This is a genomic window from Nocardioides sp. LMS-CY (genome assembly GCF_018732145.1).
Classification (GTDB): domain Bacteria; phylum Actinomycetota; class Actinomycetes; order Propionibacteriales; family Nocardioidaceae; genus Nocardioides; species Nocardioides soli.
Genome location: NZ_CP076104.1, coordinates 959,127 through 981,522, shown reverse-complemented (window position 1 = coordinate 981,522; position 22,396 = coordinate 959,127). Strand labels below are relative to the sequence as shown.

At 71.7% G+C, this 22,396-nt stretch carries 25 protein-coding genes and 3 tRNA genes; 5 read left to right on the top strand and 23 right to left on the bottom strand.

What is annotated here, in order from left to right; genetic code table 11:
* The 15 genes from KM427_RS04725 to KM427_RS04655 form a co-directional block, all read right to left on the bottom strand.
* Positions 1-828 (bottom strand): MlaE family ABC transporter permease, encoded by an 828-nt coding sequence (locus KM427_RS04725; protein ID WP_183593800.1) that lies wholly within the window; start codon positions 826-828, stop codon positions 1-3.
* Between the two features lie 15 nt (positions 829-843).
* A complete protein-coding gene (locus KM427_RS04720) occupies positions 844-1,629 on the bottom strand; it encodes an MlaE family ABC transporter permease (RefSeq protein ID WP_183592846.1) in 786 nt (261 codons plus the stop codon).
* Positions 1,630-1,641: 12 nt separating this feature from the next.
* Positions 1,642-2,595: an ABC transporter ATP-binding protein gene (locus KM427_RS04715; protein WP_183592845.1), complete on the bottom strand. Its 954-nt coding sequence runs from the start codon at positions 2,593-2,595 to the stop codon at positions 1,642-1,644.
* A 196-nt stretch (positions 2,596-2,791) separates the two neighbouring features.
* Positions 2,792-3,187, bottom strand: a complete 396-nt coding sequence (gene rplL / locus KM427_RS04710) for a 50S ribosomal protein L7/L12 (protein WP_183592844.1) — start codon at positions 3,185-3,187, stop codon at positions 2,792-2,794.
* A gap of 74 nt (positions 3,188-3,261) precedes the next feature.
* On the bottom strand, positions 3,262-3,915 hold the full coding sequence (gene rplJ / locus KM427_RS04705; RefSeq protein WP_183592843.1) for a 50S ribosomal protein L10: 654 nt from the start codon (positions 3,913-3,915) through the stop codon (positions 3,262-3,264).
* A gap of 221 nt (positions 3,916-4,136) precedes the next feature.
* Complete coding sequence (locus KM427_RS04700) at positions 4,137-5,099, bottom strand: D-2-hydroxyacid dehydrogenase family protein (protein ID WP_252275059.1); 963 nt, start codon at positions 5,097-5,099, stop codon at positions 4,137-4,139.
* 98 nt (positions 5,100-5,197) lie between these two features.
* On the bottom strand, positions 5,198-5,917 hold the full coding sequence (rplA, locus tag KM427_RS04695; protein ID WP_183592841.1) for a 50S ribosomal protein L1: 720 nt from the start codon (positions 5,915-5,917) through the stop codon (positions 5,198-5,200).
* Between the two features lie 74 nt (positions 5,918-5,991).
* On the bottom strand, positions 5,992-6,420 hold the full coding sequence (gene rplK, locus KM427_RS04690; protein WP_183592840.1) for a 50S ribosomal protein L11: 429 nt from the start codon (positions 6,418-6,420) through the stop codon (positions 5,992-5,994).
* Positions 6,421-6,675: 255 nt separating this feature from the next.
* Positions 6,676-7,611, bottom strand: coding sequence for a transcription termination/antitermination protein NusG (nusG, locus tag KM427_RS04685; RefSeq protein WP_502887157.1), 936 nt, complete (start codon positions 7,609-7,611; stop codon positions 6,676-6,678).
* A 40-nt stretch (positions 7,612-7,651) separates the two neighbouring features.
* Positions 7,652-7,891 (bottom strand): preprotein translocase subunit SecE, encoded by a 240-nt coding sequence (gene secE / locus KM427_RS04680; RefSeq protein WP_183592838.1) that lies wholly within the window; start codon positions 7,889-7,891, stop codon positions 7,652-7,654.
* Positions 7,892-7,966: 75 nt separating this feature from the next.
* Positions 7,967-8,039, bottom strand: a tRNA-Trp gene (locus KM427_RS04675).
* Between the two features lie 124 nt (positions 8,040-8,163).
* Positions 8,164-8,784, bottom strand: coding sequence for a hypothetical protein (locus KM427_RS04670; protein WP_215526435.1), 621 nt, complete (start codon positions 8,782-8,784; stop codon positions 8,164-8,166).
* Positions 8,781-9,314 carry an RNA polymerase sigma factor gene (locus tag KM427_RS04665; protein ID WP_215526434.1) on the bottom strand — a complete coding sequence of 178 codons (534 nt, stop codon included), beginning with the start codon at positions 9,312-9,314 and terminating at the stop codon, positions 8,781-8,783. The genes KM427_RS04670 and KM427_RS04665 overlap by 4 nt, the downstream gene beginning before the upstream one ends.
* A gap of 70 nt (positions 9,315-9,384) precedes the next feature.
* On the bottom strand, positions 9,385-9,852 hold the full coding sequence (locus KM427_RS04660) for a hypothetical protein (RefSeq protein ID WP_215526433.1): 468 nt from the start codon (positions 9,850-9,852) through the stop codon (positions 9,385-9,387).
* Between the two features lie 47 nt (positions 9,853-9,899).
* Positions 9,900-11,984, bottom strand: coding sequence for a hypothetical protein (locus KM427_RS04655; RefSeq protein ID WP_215526432.1), 2,085 nt, complete (start codon positions 11,982-11,984; stop codon positions 9,900-9,902).
* 208 nt (positions 11,985-12,192) lie between these two features.
* Here KM427_RS04655 and KM427_RS04650 point away from each other — a divergent pair, with 208 nt between their 5' ends.
* From KM427_RS04650 to KM427_RS04630, 5 genes are all read left to right on the top strand, one after another.
* Complete coding sequence (locus tag KM427_RS04650) at positions 12,193-13,155, top strand: helix-turn-helix transcriptional regulator (protein ID WP_215526431.1); 963 nt, start codon at positions 12,193-12,195, stop codon at positions 13,153-13,155.
* A gap of 64 nt (positions 13,156-13,219) precedes the next feature.
* Positions 13,220-14,446, top strand: coding sequence for a TolB family protein (locus KM427_RS04645; RefSeq protein ID WP_215526430.1), 1,227 nt, complete (start codon positions 13,220-13,222; stop codon positions 14,444-14,446).
* A 68-nt stretch (positions 14,447-14,514) separates the two neighbouring features.
* Entirely contained in the window at positions 14,515-15,735 is a 1,221-nt protein-coding gene (locus KM427_RS04640; RefSeq protein WP_215526429.1) for a pyridoxal phosphate-dependent aminotransferase, read from the top strand.
* 19 nt (positions 15,736-15,754) lie between these two features.
* Positions 15,755-16,786: an adenosine deaminase gene (locus KM427_RS04635; protein WP_183592832.1), complete on the top strand. Its 1,032-nt coding sequence runs from the start codon at positions 15,755-15,757 to the stop codon at positions 16,784-16,786.
* Positions 16,783-17,286 (top strand): DUF4190 domain-containing protein, encoded by a 504-nt coding sequence (locus KM427_RS04630; RefSeq protein ID WP_215526428.1) that lies wholly within the window; start codon positions 16,783-16,785, stop codon positions 17,284-17,286. Before KM427_RS04635 ends, KM427_RS04630 begins: the two co-directional genes overlap by 4 nt.
* A gap of 3 nt (positions 17,287-17,289) precedes the next feature.
* Here KM427_RS04630 and KM427_RS04625 read toward each other — a convergent pair whose 3' ends face one another.
* From KM427_RS04625 to KM427_RS04590, 8 genes are all read right to left on the bottom strand, one after another.
* A complete protein-coding gene (locus KM427_RS04625) occupies positions 17,290-18,327 on the bottom strand; it encodes a UDP-N-acetylmuramate dehydrogenase (RefSeq protein WP_252275056.1) in 1,038 nt (345 codons plus the stop codon).
* Entirely contained in the window at positions 18,320-18,718 is a 399-nt protein-coding gene (locus KM427_RS04620; protein WP_215526426.1) for a MaoC/PaaZ C-terminal domain-containing protein, read from the bottom strand. Before KM427_RS04620 ends, KM427_RS04625 begins: the two co-directional genes overlap by 8 nt.
* Positions 18,718-19,119, bottom strand: a complete 402-nt coding sequence (locus KM427_RS04615) for an FAS1-like dehydratase domain-containing protein (protein WP_215526425.1) — start codon at positions 19,117-19,119, stop codon at positions 18,718-18,720. The genes KM427_RS04620 and KM427_RS04615 overlap by 1 nt, the downstream gene beginning before the upstream one ends.
* A gap of 95 nt (positions 19,120-19,214) precedes the next feature.
* Positions 19,215-19,385 (bottom strand): 50S ribosomal protein L33, encoded by a 171-nt coding sequence (gene rpmG, locus KM427_RS04610; RefSeq protein WP_017932999.1) that lies wholly within the window; start codon positions 19,383-19,385, stop codon positions 19,215-19,217.
* Positions 19,386-19,424: 39 nt separating this feature from the next.
* Positions 19,425-19,501: transfer RNA gene (locus KM427_RS04605), tRNA-Met, on the bottom strand.
* 56 nt (positions 19,502-19,557) lie between these two features.
* Positions 19,558-19,630 (bottom strand) — tRNA-Thr (locus KM427_RS04600).
* 62 nt (positions 19,631-19,692) lie between these two features.
* On the bottom strand, positions 19,693-21,117 hold the full coding sequence (locus KM427_RS04595) for an amidase (RefSeq protein ID WP_215526424.1): 1,425 nt from the start codon (positions 21,115-21,117) through the stop codon (positions 19,693-19,695).
* 16 nt (positions 21,118-21,133) lie between these two features.
* Positions 21,134-22,363, bottom strand: coding sequence for an ROK family protein (locus tag KM427_RS04590; RefSeq protein ID WP_183592826.1), 1,230 nt, complete (start codon positions 22,361-22,363; stop codon positions 21,134-21,136).
* Between the last annotated feature and the right edge of the window lie 33 nt (positions 22,364-22,396).

The following is a 22,396-nucleotide window of genomic DNA, read 5'->3' as shown; positions in this document are numbered from 1 at the left end:
TCACCCCGCCAGCCGCACGGTCGTCGTCGTCCCCCAGATCGCCATGGACAGGAACAGGTCGATGACGTTGAGCGCGACGATGCTGGTGCGCACGGCCTTGCCGACCGCGACGCCCACGCCGGCGGGGCCGCCCGAGGCGTTGTAGCCGTGGTAGCAGTGGATCAGGATCACCGTCACCGCGAAGACCAGCACCTTGCCGAAGGACCAGAGCACGTCGCCCGGCGGCAGGAACTGGTTGAAGTAGTGGTCGTAGGTGCCGGTGCTCTGGCCGAAGAACTGGGTGACGGTGAGCCGGGTCGCGAAGTAGGACGCCAGCAGGCCCACGACGTACAGCGGGACGATCGCGATCAGGCCTCCGATGATGCGGGTGGTCACCAGGAAGGGCAGCGACGGGATCGCCATCACCTCGAGCGCGTCGACCTCCTCGGAGATCCGCATCGCGCCGAGCTGGGCGGTGAAGCCGCAGCCGACCGTCGCGGCCAGCGCGATGCCGGCGACGAGCGGGGCGATCTCGCGGGTGTTGAAGTACGCCGAGACGAAGCCCGAGAACGCCGCCGTGCCGATCTGGTTGAGCGCGGCGTACCCCTGCAGGCCGACCTCGGTGCCGGTGAAGAAGCACATCGCGACGATCACGCCGACGGTGCCGCCGATCACGGCGAGCGCCCCCGAGCCGAGCGTCACCTCGGCGAGGATCCGCAGGATCTCCTTCCGGTAGCGGTTGATCGTGCGGGGCGTCCACGCGAGCGCCCGGACGAAGAACAGGAGCTCGGTGCCGAGGTCGTCGAGGAGCCTGGCCGGCCGTTCGTAGACCGCCCGGATGCCCGCCATGCCTGTCATGGCCGCTCACCCCGTCTTCGGCGGGACGAGCTGGAAATAGATCGCGCTCATCACGAAGTTGACGATGAAGAGGAGCATGAAGGTGACGACGACCGACTCGTTGACGGCGTCGCCGACCCCCTTCGGGCCGCCGGCGGCGTTCATGCCCTTGTAGCAGGCCACGACCGCGGCGATCAGGCCGAAGACCAGCGCCTTGACCATGCCCTGCCACAGGTCGGGCAGCTGCGCGAGCGCGGTGAAGCTCGCCAGGTAGGAGCCCGGGGTGCCGTCCTGGAGGACGACGTTGAAGACGTAACCGCCGGCGACACCGACCACGCTGACCAGGCCGTTGAGGAAGACCGCGACCAGCATGCAGGCCAGCACGCGGGGGACGACGAGGCGCTGGATCGGGTCGATGCCCAGCACCATCATCGCGTCGAGCTCCTCGCGGATCTTGCGGGCGCCGAGGTCGGCCGCGATGGCCGAGCCTGCGGCGCCGGCGATCAGCAGCGACGTCGCGATCGGCCCGGCCTCGCGGACCACGGCGAGCACCGCGGCCGAGCCGGTGAAGGACTGGGCGCCGAACTGCTTGATCAGGCCACCGACCTGCAGCGCGATCACCGCGCCGAACGGGATCGCGACCAGCGCGGTCGGGATGATCGTCACCGAGGCGATGAACCAGGCCTGCTGGATGAACTCCCGGACCTGGAACGGACGCCGGAACACGCTGCGCCCGACGTCGAGGCCGAAGGCGAAGAGCCGGCCCGCGGTCCCGACCGGTGCCAGGACCCGCTGCGCGGTGATCGAGGACATCAGCCGGCTCCGTCAGACGCCGACGGCCATCGACATGTTCTGCTCGAACGACCCCGGCGGCGGGACCACGCCGTGTTCGCGGCACCACTCGCCGGCGGGCCGCTGGCTGCGGCGGGACAGGCCGTTGGAGGGCTCGAGCTGGAGCGGGATCGGCGGCAGCGGCGGCAGCTCCTGGTCCTTCTCCGCCTCGAGCTCGTCGGCGTCCTTCTCCTCGGACATGCCGATCGGGCCGACCCGCTGGGCGTTGAGGAACTGGCGCACGACCGGCTCCTCCGACGACAGCAGCATCTCGCGGGGCCCGAACATCGCGAGGTGCCGGTGATAGAGCAGGCCGATGTTGTCGGGCACCGTGCGGGCGGTGTTGATGTCGTGGGTGACGATCAGGAACGTCGCGTCGATCTGGGCGTTGAGGTCGACGATCAGCTGGTTAAGGAACGCCGTACGCACCGGGTCGAGCCCGGAGTCGGGCTCGTCGAAGAGCACGATCTCGGGCTCCAGCACGAGGGCGCGGGCCAGGCCGGCGCGCTTGCGCATGCCGCCGGAGATCTCGCCGGGCAGCTTGTCCTCGGCGCCGAGCAGGCCGACCAGGTCCATCTTCTCCATGACGATGTCGCGGATCTCCGACTCGGACTTCTTGGTGTGCTCGCGCAACGGGAAGGCGACGTTGTCGTAGAGGTTCATCGAGCCGAACATGGCGCCGTCCTGGAACAGCACGCCGAACAGCTTGCGGATCTCGTAGAGCTCCCGCTCCGAGCAGGTCGCGATGTCGGTGCCCTCGATGACGATCGAGCCCTGGTCGGGCTTGAGCAGGCCGATCAGCGTCTTGAGGAAGACGGACTTGCCGGTGCCCGACGGCCCGAGCATCACGCAGATCTCGCCGGCCGGCACGGTCAGCGACACGTCGCCCCAGATCAGCTGCTTGCCGAACGACTTGCTGAGGTTCTCGACCTTGATCTCGACACCCATGATCCGTCCCTCCTCGTCGCTGCGCGCGCCGAAGCACGCCCGAACCGCTGCTCCATCTCCCTGACCGGTACCAACGGGCGCCGGCGAGCGAAGTTACGCGCGAGTTCGGTTTCTGCGGTGGCGAGGGGAAATGGCACGAGGGGCGGCCACCCCTGTCGGGTGACCGCCCCTCGTGGCGGGTGCAGCTAGGAGATCGTCACTTGACGGTGACGGTGGCGCCGGCGCCCTCGAGGGCCTCCTTGGCCTTCTCGGCGGCCTCCTTGGTGGCCTTCTCGAGGATCGCCTTGGGGGCGGACTCCACCAGGTCCTTGGCCTCCTTCAGGCCGAGGGAGGTGAGCGCGCGCACCTCCTTGATGACGTTGATCTTCTTGTCGCCGGCCGACTCCAGGATGACGTCGAACTCGTCCTGGTCCGCCGCGGCGGCGGCGTCGCCGCCGGCCGCGCCGCCCGCTGCCGGAGCCGCCGCAACGGCGACCGGGGCAGCGGCGGTGACGCCGAAGGTCTCCTCGAACTGCTTCACGAACTCGCTGAGCTCGATCAGCGTCATCTCCTTGAACGCGTCGAGGAGCTCGTCGGTGCTGAGCTTCGCCATGGTGGCGTTTCCTTCCAGTCGTTGGCCCGCCGCGATCGCGGGGGCCGGGTTTCAGGTGGTGGTGTACGCCGGGCCTAGGCCTCGGCGGTCTCCTCGTCAGAGGCGGCCTCGGCGGCGGGCTCCTCAGCGGGAGCCGCCTCCTCGGCGGGTGCCTCGTCAGCGGCGACCGGCTCGGCCGAGGCCTGGCCAGCACCACCTGCGAGGATCGAGGGGTCCTGCTCGGCCTTCGCCTGGAGCGCACCCGCGAGGCGGGCGGCCTGGGCGATCGGCGCGTTGAGCAGGTAGACGGCCTGACTGAGCGATGCGAGCATCGCGCCCGCCAGCTTGCCCAGGAGCACCTCGCGCGACTCGAGGTCCGCCAGCTTGGCGATCTCGGACGCGTCGAGGGGCTTGCCGTCGAGGATGCCACCCTTGATGACGAGGGTGGGGTTCGCCTTGGCAAAGTCACGCAGACCCTTGGCCGCCTCGACGACGTCGCCGTTGATGAAGGCGATGGCGGTCGGGCCGGTCAGCAGGTCGTCGAAGCCTTCGATGCCGGCCTCGGAGGCGGCGATCTTGGCGAGCGTGTTCTTGACCACGGCGTAGTTGGCGTTCGCACCGAGGGAGCGCCGCAGGTCCTGCAGCTGCTTCACGGTGAGACCGCGGTACTCGGTCAGCACGGCACCGGCGGACTCGTTGAACGACTCAACGATCTCCGCAACGGCCGCCTGCTTGTCTGCCCGCGCCATGGGTCTCCTTCCGGTGGTCGACCACCGGCCCCGGCCCCACAAACACGAACGCCCCGAGCGCAGGCTCAGGGCGTGGGATCATGCTTCTCGCTCTGTCACCTGCGCAGGCCGTCCACTCTCGCGGAACCTTCGGTCGGGCTGATGCACAGCACGACAACCGGCGGTCTCTGGTTTCGTAGAGAAGACTACGGCGGCGCCGGCGGATCGCCAAAACGGCGGGGTCAGCCGACCACCCGCACCGGAGAGCCGGCCCGCCAGGCGGCGACGTCCTCGACCGCCTCGGCGAAGAACGTCCGGTAGTTGCCCTCGGTGACGTAGCCGAGGTGCGGGACGGCGAGGACGTTCGACAGCGCCAGCAGCGGGTGGTCACCGGGCAGCGGCTCCTCGTCGTACACGTCCAGGCCGGCGCCCGCGATCCGCTCCTCGGCGAGGGCGGCGACGAGGGCACCGGTGTCGACGAGGCCGGCGCGCGCGGTGTTGACCAGGTACGCCGAGGGTCGCATCGCCGCGAGCTCGGGCTCGGCCACGAGGCCGCGGGTGCTCGCGGCGAGCGCGAGGTGCAGCGAGACGAAGTCGGAGCCCGCGAAGAGCTCGTGCTTCGACACCGAGCGCACCCCCGCCTCCGCCGCCCGCTCCGCGGTCAGGTGCGGGCTCCAGGCGATCACGTCCATGCCGAACGCGGCGCCCACGGCGGCCACCCGGGAGCCGATCCGGCCGAGCCCGACGACGCCGAGCGTCGCGCCCGCGAGGTCGGTGCCGACCGTCGACTGCCAGGGCGTGGTGGCGTCGGCGAAGAGCTCGGACTCGGCCACCAGGTGCCGGGCCAGGCCGAGGATCAGCGCCCAGGTCAGCTCGACGGTCGGGGTGGCGAGCGCCCCGGTCCCGCAGACCACGACGTCGCGCTCGCGACAGGCCTCGAGGTCGATCGCGGCATTGCGCATCCCGGTCGTCACCACCAGCCGCAGCGACGGCACGCGGGCGAGCAGCGCGCGGGTCAACGGCGTGCGCTCGCGCATCAGCACCAGCACCTCGGCGCCCTCGAGGATCTCCGCCAGCAGGTCCTCGTCGGCCACGTGGTCGCCGACCGCCGAGACCGTCACACCGTCGAGCGACGACCAGTCGGCGTACGAGAGGGCGACGCCCTGGTAGTCGTCGAGGATCACGCAGTGGATCGGCTCGGGCATGCGCACAGCCTCCCACGCCGATGGCGCCCGGAGCGGTGCCCCGAAAATGCCGCTGACCCGGCAGAGGATCTCTGCCGGGTCAGCGTGTGGAGCTCGGGTCAGGCGGTGGCCTCGTCCTCGACCGCGACGTTGCGGGTGCGGTTGGGGTCGACCTGGATGCCGGGGCCCATCGTCGTGGAGACGGTGACCTTCTTGATGTAGCGGCCCTTGGAGCTGGCCGGCTTCAGACGAAGGACCTCCTCCAGCGCGGCGCCGTAGTTCTCGGCGAGCTGGGCCTCGGAGAAGGACGCCTTGCCGATGATGAAGTGCAGGTTGGCGTGCCGGTCGACGCGGAACTCGATCTTGCCGCCCTTGATGTCGGACACGGCCTTCGCCACGTCCGGCGTCACGGTGCCGGTCTTCGGGTTCGGCATCAGGCCACGGGGGCCGAGCACGCGGCCGAGGCGGCCGACCTTGCCCATCATGTCGGGGGTCGCGACCACGGCGTCGAAGTCGAGCCAGCCACCGGCGACCTTCTCGATGAGGTCGTCGCCGCCGACGACGTCGGCGCCGGCCTCGCGGGCGGCCTCGGCCTTCTCGGCGTTCGCGAACACCAGGACCTTGGCGGTCTTGCCGGTGCCGTGCGGGAGGTTGACGGTGCCGCGGACCATCTGGTCAGCCTTGCGCGGGTCGACGCCCAGGCGCATGACGACGTCGACGGTCTCGTCGAACTTCTTCTTCGATGCGCCCTTCGCGATCTTGATCGCGGCAAGCGGGGCGTAGAGCTCGTCCTTGTCGAACTGCTCGGCCGCCGCGCGGTAGGTCTTGCTGCGCTGCATGGGCTTTCTCTTCTCTCTTCGAAAGTTGTGGTGAGCGGGCCAGCGCGGCCCTGCCACGGTGCTGCTGGAGCTTCTTACTGGGTGTCGACGCCCATCGAACGGGCGGTGCCCTCGACGATCTTCATGGCCGCCTCGATGTCGTTGGCGTTGAGGTCGGGCATCTTGGTCTGGGCGATCTCGCGCACCTGGTCCTTGGTCAGCTTGCCGACCTTCTCCTTGTGCGGGGCGCCCGAGCCCTTCTGCACGCCGGCGGCCTTCTTGATGAGCTCCGCGGCCGGCGGGGTCTTGGTGATGAACGTGAACGAGCGGTCCTCGTAGATGGTGATCTCGACCGGGATCACGTTGCCGCGCATCGACTCGGTCTGCGCGTTGTACGCCTTGCAGAACTCCATGATGTTCACGCCGTGCGGACCGAGGGCGGTACCGACCGGCGGAGCCGGCGTCGCGGCGCCGGCCTGGAGCTGCACCTTGACGAGTGCGGCGATCTTCTTCTTCGGAGGCATGGTGCTTCTCTTTCTGTCTCGTGGTCCTGACGAGGAGTACGTCGTACGCCTCTGCCACCTGCTGCTGCCCGTGGGCAACCGAACTATTGTGATGCGCTTCAGTCGGAACGCGAAATCTTGATCCTCTGGGTTTCGAGACGCGTCACACAGCCCTTCGCTTCGCTCAGGCCTGCGTCGACGCTCCTCAACCTCCTCGGCTCACCTGGTCCTCGCAAGCTCGGACCAGGGCCTCGGACCCCCTGTTACCGGGAGGGATCAAACGCGCTGGATCTGCGAGAAGCTCAGCTCGACGGGGGTCTCGCGGCCGAAGATCTCGACGAGGGCCTTCACGCGCTGCGACTCGGCGTTGATCTCGGTGATCGTCGCGTGCAGCGTGGCGAACGGGCCGTCGACCACCATGACCGAGTCGGAGACGTCGAAGTCGGCGACCTCGACGGGCTTCTTCGCGGTGGCGCCGCTCGTCGCGGCGGGGGTGCCGGCGGCGGCCGCCTCGGCCTCGGCGCGGGCGACCACGGCGGGCGCGAGCATGCTCTCGACCTCGGACATCGACAGCGGCACCGGCTGGTGGCTGTGGCCGACGAAGCCGGTGACCGACGGCGTGTGGCGGACCGCGGCCCACGACTCGTCGGTGAGGTCCATGCGGACCAGGACGTACCCGGGGAGCACGGTGCGCTTCACCATCTTGCGCTGACCGTTCTTGATCTCCGCGACCTCCTCGGTGGGGACCACGATCTCGTGGATGTAGTCCTCCATGTTCAGGGAGATGATGCGGTTCTCGAGGTTCGACTTCACCCGGTTCTCCATGCCGGAGTAGGTGTGCACGACGAACCAGTCGCCCGGCTTGGCCCACAGCTCGCGGCGGAACGCCTCGAGCGGGTCGTCGTCGGCGTCGTCGGAGTCCGGGCCCTCGTCGCCCTCGGCCTCGGAGAGGCCGATGCTGGTGCCGTCGGCCTCGTGGTCGTCGAGGCCGAGGGAGGCGTCGCTGGCCTCGTTGGTGCTCTCGGCGTCCAGGCGCGGGTCGTCCTCGATCTCGGGGCCGTCGTCGGCCTCGCCGTACTGGTCCTCGAGGGCGGGGTCGGGGGTCGCTTCGGCAGGCGCGTCGGCCGCGGCGTCGAACTCCGCGGCCTGCGACGTCGTGGTCTCCTCGGCGTCGACCGAGTCGTACTCCTGCTCAGACACGTACTGCTCCATCACGTTGGGTGCTGCTCTGGTTGCTCCGCGGGACGGCCCGTCAGGAGCCGGCGAAGATCTCGAAGGCGAGCTTGCCGAAGCCCAGGTCGAGCAGCGACACGATCGCCATCATCACGATCACGAACACCATCACGACGATGAAGTAGGTGACCAGCTGCTCCTGCGTCGGGTAGACGACCTTGCGGAGCTCGGCCACCACCTGGCGGTAGAACGTGGGGATGCTGGTGCGCTTGTGGGCGCTGCCGCCCCGCTCACCGCGGACTGCCTTGCTGTTCGGCACGTCCTACTCCCCTTTCCCTAGTTCGGTGCTGCGTCGTCCGGCGTGACCGGCCTGGGGGCCGGCCTGGTGGTCTTGCAGGGCACGAGGGACTTGAACCCCCAACCTTCGGTTTTGGAGACCGATGCTCTGCCAGTTGAGCTAGTGCCCTTCAGGTGACGCCATCAACCTACAAACTCCACACACATGGGCATGGCAAAGCAGCCTGATAGTTCACCGGTGGGTCAAGCATAGGGGGTCGGTGTGCGCCCCGCCTAACCAACGCTCGAAGACGGTCAGCCGGCGCCAACGGGCTCGCACGATCGCACCGGTCCGGCGGTCACGTTGAAGTCCGTCCAGCCGGCGAACCCACCTCTGGTGGTGATGCCGTCGTCGTCCGGCTCGGACTGCGGCGGGATCGCCTCCCCCGAGACGGCCATCACGAACGTCTCGCCGGCGCGGACGCTGCCGGGCGGCAGGGTGACCCGCAGCAGGTCCGACCCCATGGTCACCCCCAGCCCCGGGAGCCTGCGGGCGACCGGGACGTATCGGCCGGGAGCGCACGTCTGACGGTCGGGGAGGTAGGTGATGTCGGCCGTGACGCCATGCTCCGCCAGCTCGGCCTCGAGCCCCTCGGCGTCCTCGAGTCGTCGGACCTCGACGGTGATGGTGCCGGAGTTCCCCTCCTGCACCGAGTACGCCGCCGTCGTACCGAGCCCGGGAACCACGACGACCACGAGACCGGCGACGGCCACGGTCGCGGCCGCAACCAGGATCAGCCGCGCTCGCGAGCGGCGGGGCGGGACGGCCCGCCGGTCCGCCACGGTGGGGCCGGCGAGGATCGCCTCCAGCGTGCTCGCGGACCACTCCGCATCGAGCGGACGGATCTCGGGACGAAGTCGTTCGATGGAGTTCATGACAGCTCCTGTGCCGGGAGTCGGGGTTCGGGATCGGCGGCCTCGGGCGACGCGGGAGCGACCAGGGCGGCCCGCGCGCGGCTGAGTCGTCGCCGGAAGGCAGCGGGCGTAATGCCCAGGACCGTCGCCGCTTGATCGTTGGTGAGCCCGTCCCAACTCACGAGCAACAACGCCTCGCGGTGCTGTTCGCGAAGCAGCGACAGTCGTTCGAGCGCCTCCCTGCGCGTCAGCGCGGCGTCCGCCGAGTCCGCTGCGTAGGCCGCCACCCCGTCGAGCAGCGCGATCCGATCCACCAGGGCACGGCTGCGCCGATGGGCGCGCACCCGGTTCTGGATGACCTTGCGGGCGGCCACCAGGAGCCAGGCGATCGGCGGAGCGGGCAGGTCGTCCCAGCGCCGCCAGGCGATCATGAAGGTCTCCGCGACGACGTCGTGAGCAGCATCGGCTCCCACGTGGCGGCTGGCGAACGCCAGCACTCGCGGAGCCTCCGCGTGCCACATCTGCGTGAACTGCTCCTGCGAGGTGCTCATACCTCGTAATGTCCGGCACCACTCCGGCTGTGACCGGAGTGGTGCGATGCGGCGGGCGCGACGACCGGGCTCACGGGGCGGCGGGCGTGCCGTACAGCAGCCGCCGGACCGCTGCCCGGGACATCAGCAGCACCACGACGAGCAAGGTCACGGGCACGAAGCCGCCCAGGCTCACCGCGCCACCGAACACGAGGTCGATCAGCCAGAGGACGACGAGCTTGCTGCCCGCGGCGACCGCCCAGAGCACCAGGGCGAACGCGGTCTTCGCCGGCCGCGTGGTCGCCCCGCGGAGCCGGGCCAGGACAGCGCCCTTGAGGAGCAGCACCACCTCGAGCGCCACCTTGAGCAGCGCGGCCGTGAGGAGCGAGAGCGTGAAGGTCTCGCTGATGACCTGGGGCAGGTACTGGATGGCCAGGTTGAGCACGACGACGTAGACGAAGAGGTCGACGATGTCCGCCGGATGAGCGGCGATCCACGCGCGGAGCGGTCCTCGCGCGGGCGGCTCGCCCACGGCGTCCGACTCGACTGGTTCGGTCACGACATCGAATCCTGCCGAACCCGACGCCCGGGCGCGACGCCCGGCGCTCAGCCGTGCCGGACGTCGCGGCGTCGGCAAGCGACCAGGCCCACCCCCGCGGCGATGAGGAGGACGGCGAGTGCGGGGAGCGCGCGGGCCGGACCGCCGGCGGCCGGCAGCGGACCGCCGGGGCCATCGGGGCCGCCCGCGGCGCCAGGACCGCCGGAGTCGCCGGAGCCACCGGACTCGCCGGTGGTGCTGGCGGTGACGGCGATCGTGTACTCGCGTTCGTCGGTCCCCACGGCGTTCGTCGCCGTGACGGTGAAGTCGTACGCCCCGGCCGTGGTGGGCCGGCCCGCCAGGGTGCCGTCGGGCTCGAGCGCGAGACCCTCGGGCAGGGTGCTGCCGTCGGCGAGCTCCACCCGTGGGCGCGGGGAGCCGGTGACCTCCAGCACCGTCGCGTAGTCGTGCCCGACCCGGGCGGACGGCAGCCTCCCGGTGACGAGGACCGGCGGCTCCCCCGCGTCGGGCACGGGAGGGGAGGCGTCGTCGACGGGCGGCGAGGCATAGGAGAACCCACCGGCGACGGTCGCGGTCACCCCCGCCTCAGTGACGGTGACCGGGACGGTGGTGCCCGCCTCCCCCGGCGCGGGGATCGGCACCGTCACCCGCAGGCGGGTGCCGCCGTCGCTCGCGGTGCCGGTCACCCGGTCCGCCGCACCGAACCGCACGCTGGTGGCCCCGCTCAGTCCTTCGCCGACGATGACGACCTCGTCACCGGCGACACCCGCCTGCGGCGACATCGACAGGCTGGCGACGGTGCGCGTGAGCGCGATCGCCACGGGCGAGCTGCCGGCGGTGGCCACGCCGTACCGGTCGGACAGGAGCGTCGCCTCCTCCAGCCGACGGTCCTCGTCGTCCACCCAGGCGCCCAGCGGTGCCGCCGGGAGGGCGAAGCCTGCGGCGGCGGCGGTCGGCGCGTACGCGAACTGCGACGGGCCTCCGGGGTAGTCGAGGCGGTAGGCGTGCCCCGTGACGACGCCGCCGAGTGCGGTGGTCGCGTCCGGCATCGTGATGGCGCCGGCATTGTCGATCGTGCCGAGGTTCTCGATCGTCCCGGCGTTGTGGATGGAGCCCGCGCTACGCAGCGTGTGTCCCGCGGGGACCGTCAGGCCCTGGTCGGCGGGGATCGCCAGGATCGCGTTCGGATGGACCTGCAGCGTGTCGTCGAAGTCGATGCCACCGGATACCGTCACCTCCGCCACAGCGGACCCCGCTCCGGCGCCGGGGGCTCCGATCGCCACGACGGCCGGGGTCCCGCCGATACCGCCGCCGATACCGGGCGGCACGGTCGTTGCGACGTCCGGGACGGCCCGCGCGACGACCGTGCCGCCCGAGATCGTCACCACGCCCCCCGAGCCGGCGGCGCCGCCCCCGATGCCCGCACCCTCGCGGGTCCCGGTCGCGGTGACCTCGCCGCCGGTGATCGTGACGACTCCACCCGTGCTCCCGCTTCCGCCTCCGATCCCGGCACCGTAGGTGCCACCGGTCGCCGTCACCACGCCGCCGGCGATCGCCACGGTGCCCGCGTCCTTGCCCTGCGAGCCACCGATGCCCGCGCTCGTCCCGCCGCCCACCGCGGTGACGTCGCCGCCCGCGATCGTCACCGTGCCGCCGACGCCACCCACGCCACTGCCGATCCCCGCGCCTCCACCTGCCGCGGTCACCACCCCGCCGGCGATCGTGATCGTGCCGGTAGCGCCATGTTCATCACCCCCGATCCCGGCACCTCTGGACGTGGAGCGTGCGGCCAGCGTTCCCGGCGACCTGTTCGTGTCCCGGATCGTCAGCTCCGCGCCCGCCGGCACCCGCACCGCCGCCTGGTCGTTGCCGAACACGCTCAGGTCGTGACCGTTGAGATCCAGCACCAGGGCCTCGCCCGGATCGAGCCGCAGAGACGCCGTACCGGTGATGTCCGCGCACAGGATCACTGTCGTCTCGGTCGCCGTCGCGTCCTGGAACGCCGCCACGACGCCGGCCCAGTCGCCGGCCGTGCAGTCGTCGGCGGCCGCGGCCGGCATGCCACGGGCCACACCCGCACCGAGACCGAGCGCCGCGATCGTCAGCGCCGCGGCCGAGCGCACTACTCTCATCGGATCGCCGACCTCCCGAGGTTCCCGCTGTTGGCCGGCCGTCCCCCACCGCCGCCGGCGTTCCGAGCACGCTAGTGACGTCGATGGTGACCCGCTCCGAAACCCGGAAACGTCCTAACTAGGACATGTGTGCTCCTATCCTGTCGGTGGCCGCCGCCCGTCTCCGGGCGACATCCAGCAGTCACCATCCGGCAGTGAGGAGCGCAGGTTGCCCCGCAGCGCCCAGGACGATCTGGCCGAGGCGCTGCGCCTCTACGCGCGGGTCGCGCGCACCGGCACCAGGAGCAGCTCGGTGCTCGACCGACTCACGGTCGCCTCACCCACCCGCGTCCGGCGCCTGCTCCACCTGCTGCGCCGGCTCGGCCTGCTCCAGACGCACAACGGCGTCCTCACCCTGCCGGCCCTCGGGGCCGGCGACCGACCCACGCCCCTCGACCAGCTCGATGTCGGCACCCGGGAGCGGCTGACCGCGTTCCAGGAGTACTGGCGCGACTGGCAGCCGCCCGAGGAGAACCCCGGCGCCCTGCACGGCGCACGCGGCTACTGGTGGCACTGGTGGACCGTCGTACGCGACTGGCCCACGCACGAGCCGTTGCGCATGGACGCCGTGATGCCGGCGGACGATGCCTATCTCGCCCAGGACTGGCTCGAGTACATCGACCGCGACCTGCTCGCCGACCTCCTCGGCTCCGGCCGGATGACCGTGCGCCTCATCGTCTCCGAGCGCGTCGGCGGCACCCCTTACCAGGCGCTCGTCGACCTGCTGCACGCCCACGGCACCCAGGTCCGCCTCCTGGACGCACCCAGCTGGTACACCGTCTACGCCGACCGATACGTCGTCGCCCCCGAGAGCGCCGCCGACCTCTTCAACGGCGTCTCGCACCTCACCGAGGACCCGATCACCGCGCGCGCCCACGCCCAGCTCTTCACCCGTCAGTGGCAGGCCGCGGCCGCCTGGCGGAGACAGCGGCTCGACGACCGTGCCCACCTGATCGCTCTGCTGCGAGAGGGCCTCCACGACCACGAGATCGCCGACCGCCTCGGCACCACCGACCGCACCGTCCGTCGTCACGTCGCCGACCTGATGACCCGCACCGGCGCCCGCACCCGCTATCAGCTCGGCACCCGCATCGGCGGCAGCTCCTTGTCGATGCCGCTCGACGCCGGTTAGCCTGCCCGCTCGAAGCGGCTGGCGCGGTCTCGGCGCCGGCCGGGATACGGGGAGGCGTTTCGCCATGCGTAGGTCCGTCATCGCCGTGCTGGCCACGGCCGTGACCATCGGTCTCGTGGGGTGGGCGGCCCCGCCGGCTCAGTCGGCACCCACCGCACCCGCCGGACGGCTGGTCTACGTGTGCGGGCAGAACCTGTGCGCCGTCGACCCGGCCACCGGCGCACGGGCGCAGATCACCAGCGACGGCGACAGCGGGGCCGCCTACCGCGCACCGTCGATCAGCGCGGACGGCGGCACGGTGGCCGCGGCCCGCAACGGCGACGTCGTCGTCGGGGCGTACGGCGCCAACCTGACCGCCGCGTGGCTGACCGAGCAGAACATCCTGGGCGTGGCACTGCAGCCCGACGGCTCCGCCGTGACCGAGACGCACTCGTATGTCCGCAACGAGGTGAGGCTGTGCTGGCCCGGCCCCTACACCTGTCTCCAGCTGGTCGCCCACAACGACACCAGCTACACCACGCCCGACGGGACCAGTCGTTCCTACAACGGCGGATCGGGGACGTCGTTCCTCGGCGCGAGCACCCTGCTCAGCGCCAGCTACGACATCACCCGTGACGCGCACTACGTCTGCGCCGTGGCGAACCCGGCGGCCGAGTCGCAGGACTGCGCGGAGGTCTTCGCGGTCGCGCAGACGATCTCCAGCATCGCCGGCTCGCCGACCGGCGAGTACATCGCGGCCACCCTCAGCGACGGCGACGCCCCGAGCTCGGTCCAGCTCTACTCGGCCGCCGGAGCTCCGGTGCGCGGGGTGGCCGCCGACGCCGGCTCCCCGGCCTTCTCCCCCGACGGAAGGTGGCTCGCCTACGCCGCGGACGACGGCTGGATCTACGCCCAGCCGACCGCGGGCGGTACGCCGGTGCGACTGGTCCAGGGTGCCGCACCGGCCTGGGGTGGCGGCGCCGTGGCGGGTGACCCGGGTCTGAGCAGCGGAACCGCGAAGGTCCGCGGGGTCAAGAAGAAGGGCGTGCCGGTCAGGAAGCGCACCGTGAGGTTGACCGTCGCCTGCACCGGCGGCACCCCCTGCGCGGGACAGCTGGTCCTCACCGTCAAGAAGGGCAAGAGGAAGGCGGCGATCGCCAAGCCCAAGGCCTACACCGTGCCGGCGGGCGCCCAGAGGAAGGTCGCCGTCAAGCTCACCCCCAAGGGCCTCAAGATCGTCCGGAAGAAGAAGGTCACCAAGGCCGTCGCCACCGTCGGCGGAAACCGCACCACGATCAGGATCCGCCGGTAGCGGGCCGATCGGTCCCGCACCGCAGGCGGAGGTCGGAACGCACCGGCCGCCGCCCTACGATGGTGCACATGACCTCCGTCCCGCAGTCGTCCCCTCGCACCCACCGCGTCTCCCGTCGCGTCGGCGCCATCGCCGAGTCCGCGACGCTGAAGGTCGATGCGAAGGCGAAGGCACTGAAGGCCGAGGGCCGGCCGGTGGTCGGCTTCGGCGCGGGCGAGCCCGACTTCGCGACGCCCGGCTACATCGTCGACGCCGCTGTCGAGGCGTGCCGCGACCCGAAGAACCACCGCTACACCCCCGCCGGCGGCCTGCCCGAGCTCAAGAAGGCGATCGTCGAGAAGACCGCCCGCGACAGCGGCCTGGTCGTGGAGCCGGCGCAGGTGCTGGTGACCAACGGCGGCAAGCAGGCGATCTACGAGGCGTTCGCCGCGATGCTCGATCCCGGCGACGAGGTGATCGTGCCCGCGCCGTACTGGACCACCTACCCCGAGGCCATCCAGCTCGCCGGCGGCGTGCCGGTCGAGGTGCTCGCCGACGAGACCCAGGACTACAAGGTCACCGTCGAGCAGCTCGAGGCCGCCCGCACCGACCGCACCAAGGTGCTGCTCTTCGTCTCGCCGTCCAACCCGACCGGCGCGGTCTACACCGCCGACGAGATCCGGGCGATCGGCACCTGGGTCGAGGAGCACGAGCTGTGGGTGCTCACCGACGAGATCTACGAGCACCTGGTGTATGACGACATCGCGACCGGCTCGCTGCCGGTGCTGTGCCCCGACCTGGCCGACCACACCGTCGTCGTCAACGGCGTCGCGAAGACCTACGCGATGACCGGCTGGCGCGTCGGCTGGGTGATCGGCCCGACCGACATCGTCAAGGCCGCCACCAACCTGCAGTCGCACGCGACGTCCAACGTCGCCAACGTCTCACAGCGCGCGGCGATCGCGGCGCTCGAGGGCGACCTGTCCGCGGTCCACGAGATGAAGACCGCCTTCGACCGGCGCCGACGCACGATCGTGTCGATGCTCAACGAGATCGACGGTGTGGTGTGCCCGCTGCCGGGTGGCGCGTTCTACGCCTACCCGTCCGTGAAGGGCCTGCTCGGCCGGGAGTACGACGGGCGCGTGATCGACACCTCCGCCGACCTAGCCGAGTACATCCTCGACCGGGCCGAGGTCGCGGTGGTGCCCGGCGAGGCCTTCGGCTCCCCCGGCTACCTGCGGCTGTCCTACGCGCTCGGAGACGACGACATCGTGGAGGGCATCACCCGCCTGCAGAAGCTCTTCGCCTGACCCCGATACGCTCCGGGGGATGCGTGATCTCCGGGAGCTGCCGAAGGCACATCTCCACCTGCACTTCACCGGGTCGATGCGGCACGGGACCCTCCTCGAGCTCGCCGAGCGGGACGGGATCGCGCTGCCCGACCAGCTGGTCGAGGACTGGCCGCCCAAGCTGTCGGCGGCCGACGAGAAGGGCTGGTTCCGCTTCCAGCGGCTCTACGACGTGGCACGGTCGGTGCTGCGCACCGAGGACGACGTACGCCGGCTGGTGCGCGAGGCCGCCGAGGACGACGTGCTCGACGGGGGCCGCTGGCTCGAGATCCAGGTCGACCCGAGCGGGTACGGCGCGCGCTTCGGCGGCATCACGGCCTTCACCGACCTGGTGCTCGACGCCGTCGCCGAGGCGTCGGCCGACACCGGCCTCGGCATCGCGGTGGTGATCGCCGCCAACCGCACCCGGCATCCGCTCGACGCGCGCACCCTGGCCCGGCTGGCCGCGCAGTACGCCGGTCGCGGGGTCGTCGGCTTCGGCCTGTCCAACGACGAGCGCCGGGGCAGCACCGCCGACTTCGCGCCGGCGTTCCGGATCGCCGAGCGGGCCGGGCTGCTGCTGGCGCCGCACGGCGGCGAGCTGCGCGGCCCCGAGCACATCCGGGTCTGCCTCGACGCGCTCGGCGCCGACCGGCTCGGCCACGGCGTCCGCTCGGCCGAGGACCCGGCGCTGCTCGACCGGATCGTCGAGGCCGGGGTGGCACTCGAGGTCTGCCCGGTCTCGAACGTCGCGCTCGGCGTCTACTCCGACCTGACCTCGGTGCCGCTGCCCACGCTGCTGGCCGCGGGCGCGACCGTGGCGCTCGGCGCCGACGACCCACTGCTCTTCGGGTCCCGGCTGGCCGGACAGTACGCCACCATGCGCGCCGCGCACGAGCTCACCGACGAGCAGCTGGCCGACCTGGCCCGGATGTCGGTGGCGGCCTCACGGGCGCCGGAGTCGGTCCGCGCCGCGATCGGCGCGGACATCGACGCGTGGCTGGCGGCCGATCCTGCAAGGATGGAGCCATGACGACCGGCCCCGAGAACCCCTACGGCGAGCAGCAGCCGCCCCCGCCGCCGTACGGGCAGCCGCAGCAGGGGCAGCCGCCGTACGGCCAGCCGCAACCGGGCCAGCCCGCGTACGGTCAGCAGCCCTACGGCCAGGCGCCCTACGGCCAGCAGCCCTACCCGCAGCAGGGCTACGGCTACGGGCCGCAGTACGCCGGTCCCCCGGCGCCGAACCACCCATCCGCGACCACGGCGATGGTGCTGGGCATCATCGGCCTGGTCGGCATCCTGTCCTGCGCCGGCGTGACGCTGGTGCTCTCCCCCTTCGCGTGGGCGATCGGCGGCAAGGCCGTCAAGGAGATCGACGCGGCGCCGCCGGGCACCTACTCCGGACGGGAACAGGCGAACGCGGGGCGGATCATGGGCATCGTCGGCACGATCCTGCTCGTGCTCGGCGTGGTCGCGATCGTCGCGATCATCGGCCTGGCGGTCGCGGTCGACTCCAGCTCGTCGACGTACTGACGCCTACAGCTCCGCGCCGACCAGCACCGGCTCGTTGACGAGCACGATGCCGAAGCGCGCCGCGACGCCGTCGCGCACCTCGCGAGCCAGGGCGAGCAGGTCGTCGGTCGTGGCGGCGCCGCGGTTGGTGAGGGCGAGGGTGTGCTTGCCCGACAGCGCAACCCGGTCGTTGCCGTAGCCCTTGCCGAAGCCGGCGCGGTCGATCAGCCAGGCGGCGCTGGTCTTGACCCGCCCGTCGGCCTGCGGCCAGGCCGGCGCGCCGGCGGGCACCTCGGCCGCGTCGACGACCGGGTTGGTGAAGAAGGACCCGGCGCTCCACGTGTCGTGGTCGGCCGGGTCGAGCACCATCCCCTTCCCGGCGCGCAGTGCCAGCACCGCCCGGCGTACGTCGGCGAGCGGGGCGCGCTGCCCGAGCTCGACACCCAGGGCGGTAGCGAGCTCGGCGTAGGCCACCGGCGCACCGAGGTCGCCCTGGGGCAGCTGGTAGCTGACGGAGAGGACGACGTGGCGAGCCGGGTCGGCCTTGAACCGGGAGGTGCGGTAGCCGAACCGGCAGTCGGCGTTGGCGAAGGTGCGGACGCCGCGCAGCATCCGGTCCCAGACCCGCACCGAGGCGATCGTCTGGGAGACCTCCTGGCCGTAGGCGCCGACGTTCTGGATCGGCGTGGCTCCTACCGAGCCCGGGATGCCGGAGAGCGCCTCGATGCCGACCCAGCCCCGGTCGACGGCGAGGGCGACCAGCTCGTCCCAGGACTCGCCGGCGGCGACCCGGACCATCGCCCCGCCACAGGACGCGCCCTCGTCGGCGTCGATCTCGGCACCGGTGGTCGCGACCTCGATCACCGTGCCCGGGAAGCCCCGGTCGGCGACGACCAGGTTGCTCCCGCCGCCGAGCACCAGCACCGGCTCACCGGCCGTGTCGGCGTCGACCAGGGCCTGGACGAGCTCGGCCTCGGTGGTCGCCCGGACCCATCGCTCGGCGGGTCCGCCGAGGCGGAGGGTGGTGTGGTCGCGGAGCAGCTCGCCGGTCAGCTCAGGCACGGCCGGCTTCTCGGAGCACCGCACGCGGCATGCCCAGGACCTTCTGGCCCGCGCAGGTGACCGTGAGCACGACCGTCGTCAGACCGTCGCCGGAGGGCTTGACCTCGCCGGCGACCTCGAGCTCGACGCCGCCCTCGGCGGGCACGACGACCGGGTTGGTGAACTTGCAGCCGAAGCTGACGACCTCGGCGCCGGGGTACCAGGCCTGCACGGCCCGGGCCGCGAGCGCCATGGTGTACATCCCGTGGGCGATCACCCCGGGCAGACCGACGCTCGTGGCGACGGACTCGTCCTGGTGGATCGGGTTGTGGTCACCGCTGGCCGCGGCGTACCGCACCAGGTCGGCGCGGGTGATCGTGAACGTCTGGGTCGCGAGGGTGGGCAGCGTCATCAGGCCTCCGGCCCCCGGTGGACGAGCGTGGCCGAGGTCGTGCAGACCAGCGCGCCGGACGCGTCGATGACCTCGCTCGCGGTGCCGATGATGTCGTTGCCGGCGATCTGGCGCAGGCTCGAGACCGTCAGCGTCGCGGTGAGCACGTCGCCCGGCACGACCGGCCGCTCGTAGGCGAACCTCTGCTCGCCGTGCACGATCCGGAAGAGGTCGATGGACTCGGCCTCGAGGAAGGCGTTCATCGCGTCGAAGGCGAGCACGATCGGGTACGTCGCGGGCGCCGGGCCACCGTCGTAGGCACCACCGGTGGCGGCGACGAACTCCGCGACCTTCTCCCGGGTGACCGCGAACGGTGCCGTCGGGGGGAAGGTGCGGCCGACGAGATCCTGGTCGACTGGCATGGCCTCAAAATAGCCGTCGACCCGGCAGCGAGTCGCTGCCGGGTCGACGAAGGGCTTCGCGAGGGGCTGCCGGGCAACCGCCTCGACCACCGGGCCTATCGGGTCTCGCGGTGTGCCTGGTGCTTGCGGCAGCGCGGGCAGAACTTCGCCAGCTCGAGCCGGTCGGGGTCGTTGCGGCGGTTCTTCTTGGTGATGTAGTTCCGCTCCTTGCACTCCACGCAGGCGAGAGTGATCTTCGGGCGAACGTCGCTGCTCTTGCTGGCCACGGGAAGTCCTTCGGTAGGTACTGGTGTCGCTGGTCTGTCTGGTAGCGGGAGCGGGACTCGAACCCGCGACACCACGATTATGAGTCGTGTGCTCTAACCGCCTGAGCTACCCCGCCATCCGGGCTCGGCAGCGCGATCCAGGCTAGCCGGAACGCGCAAACACCTCTCCCAGAGCCCCTTTACGGAATCGAACCGTAGACCTTCTCCTTACCATGGAGACGCTCTGCCGACTGAGCTAAAGGGGCAACGTCGGAGAACGATACACAGGGAGTGCGGTGATCGAGAAATCGACCGCCGGAGTGGTCTTCTAGGGCTCCACCGGACCCCTCGGAGCCTCGCCCAGACGCGGCCAGGGCGCCGCCTCCTCGAGCTCGTAGGCCAGTTCCAGCAGCGTGCCCTCCTGGCCCGCTCCGGCCGAGAACATCATCCCCTGCGGCAGCCCGGCACCGGTGGTCGCGAGCGGCAGAGAGATCGCCGGATCGCCGGTGGCGTTCTGCCACGGCGTGAACGCGACCCACTCCAGGATCCGCTCCATCACGACCTCGAAGTCGGCGGTCGGGTCGAGGTGGCCGACCAGCGGCGTCTGGAGCGCGAGCGTCGGCGACAGCGCGACGTCGTAGCGCCGGTGGAACTCCGCCGAGACCCGCGACAGCCGGCGCAGGCGCGCGATCGCGCCGGGGAGCCGGTGCAGGCGGCGTCGACAGTGGCGGTCCAGGCCGAGCGTGAGGTGGTCGAGGCGGGTGCGGTCCCAGGTCGGACCGAAGCCGCGGCGGCCGGTGCGCACGACCATCGTCGCGAGCATTCCCCAGTAGAGCAGGAAGTCGTCGGGCACGGTCGGGGGCGCCGGCGAAGCCACCTCCTCGACCTGGTGGCCGAGCTCCTCGAGCAGGTGCGCGGTCTTGAGGGTCAGCTCGGCGACCTCGGGCGAGGCCGACCGCCCGATGCCGGCGGTGTGAACGCCGATCCGGAGCCGCTTGCGCCCGGGCCGGGTGATGTCGCCGATCGGCGGCAGCCGGAGCTCGCGGTAGACGTGCTCGGCCTCGCGCAGGAACGCCGCAGTATCGCGGACCGACCGGGTGATCACGCCGTCGGCGACGATCCGTACCGGCAGCTGGCGGTTGAGCCGGTCCTGGGCGAGCCGGTCGCGGGTGGGCTTGAGCCCGACCAGACCGTTGACGGAGGCCGGGATCCGGATCGAGCCGCCGCCGTCGTTGCCGTGCGCGAGCGGGACGGCGCCGGCCGCCACGAGCGCGGCCGCGCCGGCGGAGGAGGCGCCCGCGGTGCGGTCGGTGTCCCACGGGGATCGCACCGGACCGAGCCGCGGGTGCTCCGCCGACGGGCTGAACCCGAACTCCGAGAGCTGGGTCTTGCCGAGCGGCACCAGGCCGGTCGCGAGGAACATCCGGGCGAAGTCGCCGTCCGCCCGCAGCGGCGTCGCCCGATAGGCGTCGCAGCCCTGTTGGGTGGGCATCCCGGCGACGTCGACGTTGTCCTTGACGAAGGTGGGGACGCCGGCGAAGAACCCGCCGCGCGGATCGCGCGCCTCGGCGCGGGCGCGCTCGTAGGCGACGTACGACACGGCGTTCAGGTCGGGTCGGAGTCGCTCGGTGCGGGCGACGGCGGCCTCGATCACCTCGGGGATCGAGACCTCGCCCTCCTGGATCGCGTCGACGAGCCCGACCGCGTCGCGGTCACCGAGGGCGTCGTCACCGAAGGCGTGGACTCGGGGCACCCGTGGAGCGTATTGCTCAGGACTGGGCCGCGGCGAGCCTCGCGTCGACGGCGACGGGGGCGAGCACGTGGTCGAGGGCGAGCGCCGCGCAGCCGACGACGCCGGCCCGGTCGCCGTGGACGGCGGCGAGGAACTGCAGATCGCGCGTGGCCAGCGGGGCGGCGAGGGCGTAGACGCTCTCGCGGACGCCGGCGACGTGGAAGTCGAACGCCGCAGCCAGGTCGCCGCCGATCACCACAGCGGCGGGGTTGAGCAGGTTGATCGCGGTCGCGAGCACCTCCCCGAGGGCGCGGCCGCCGTCACGCAGCAGGCCGCGCGCCGTCGGGTCGCCCTGGAGGGCGAGCGCGACCAGGTCGCGCACGTGCTCGACCTCGTGACCGGCCTCCTGGGCGCGGGCGACCAGCGCCCAGCCGCCGGCGAGGGTCTCGAGGCAGCCGGTTGACCCGCACCGGCAGGGCAGATCGGCAGCGGCCTCGATCTTGGTGTGCCCGATCTCGCCCGCGGCGCCGAGGTGGCCGCTGAGCACCCGCCCGTCGGCGATGATCCCGAGGCCCAGGCCGGTCGAGGCCTTGACGACCAGCACGTCGCGCAGGCTCGCCGAGCGGCCGAGCAGCTCGGCGCGGGCGAGCACGTCGGCGTCGTTGCCGGCGAAGAGCGGGGCGGTGGTGACCCCCGCGAGGTACGGAGCGAGCTCGACGCCGTCCCAACCGGACACGTCGGGCGAGCCGATGCTGACCCCGCGCGTCGGGTCGAGGGTGCCCGGCAGGCTCAGGCCGACGCCGAGCACCGGCAGCTCCCCGAACTCGGACCGGGCGTCGTCGAGCAGACCCGCGAGGCGCCCGGCGATCTGGGGCATCAGCTCGTCGGGCCCGACGCCGACCTCGTGGTCCCGGGAGTCGGAGGAGATCTCCTCGCCGTCGAGGTCGAGGACCGCGAGCTGGCTGCGCGAGCGGCCGATCGCGACGGCGAGGACCACACCGGCGTGCTGGTTGAACACCAGCGCGCCCGGCGGCCGGCCACCGGTGGAGGCCAGCTCCTCGCCGAGCAGCAGCAGGCCGGCGGAGGTCAGCGAGCTCACCCGGGTGGTGATCGCGGTGCGGGAGAGGCCGGTCAGCGCCCGCAGCTGCGATCGGGTGCTGGCCCGGCCGGTGCGCACGAGCTCGAGGAGCTCACCGGCGGTCGCCGGGGCCGCACTCTCGCGGCCGTCGACACGCGACGATGCGGGGCGGGTCGTGGTCTGCGTCACGGCGGGAGCATAACGCCGTGTTCTTTGGTCTCA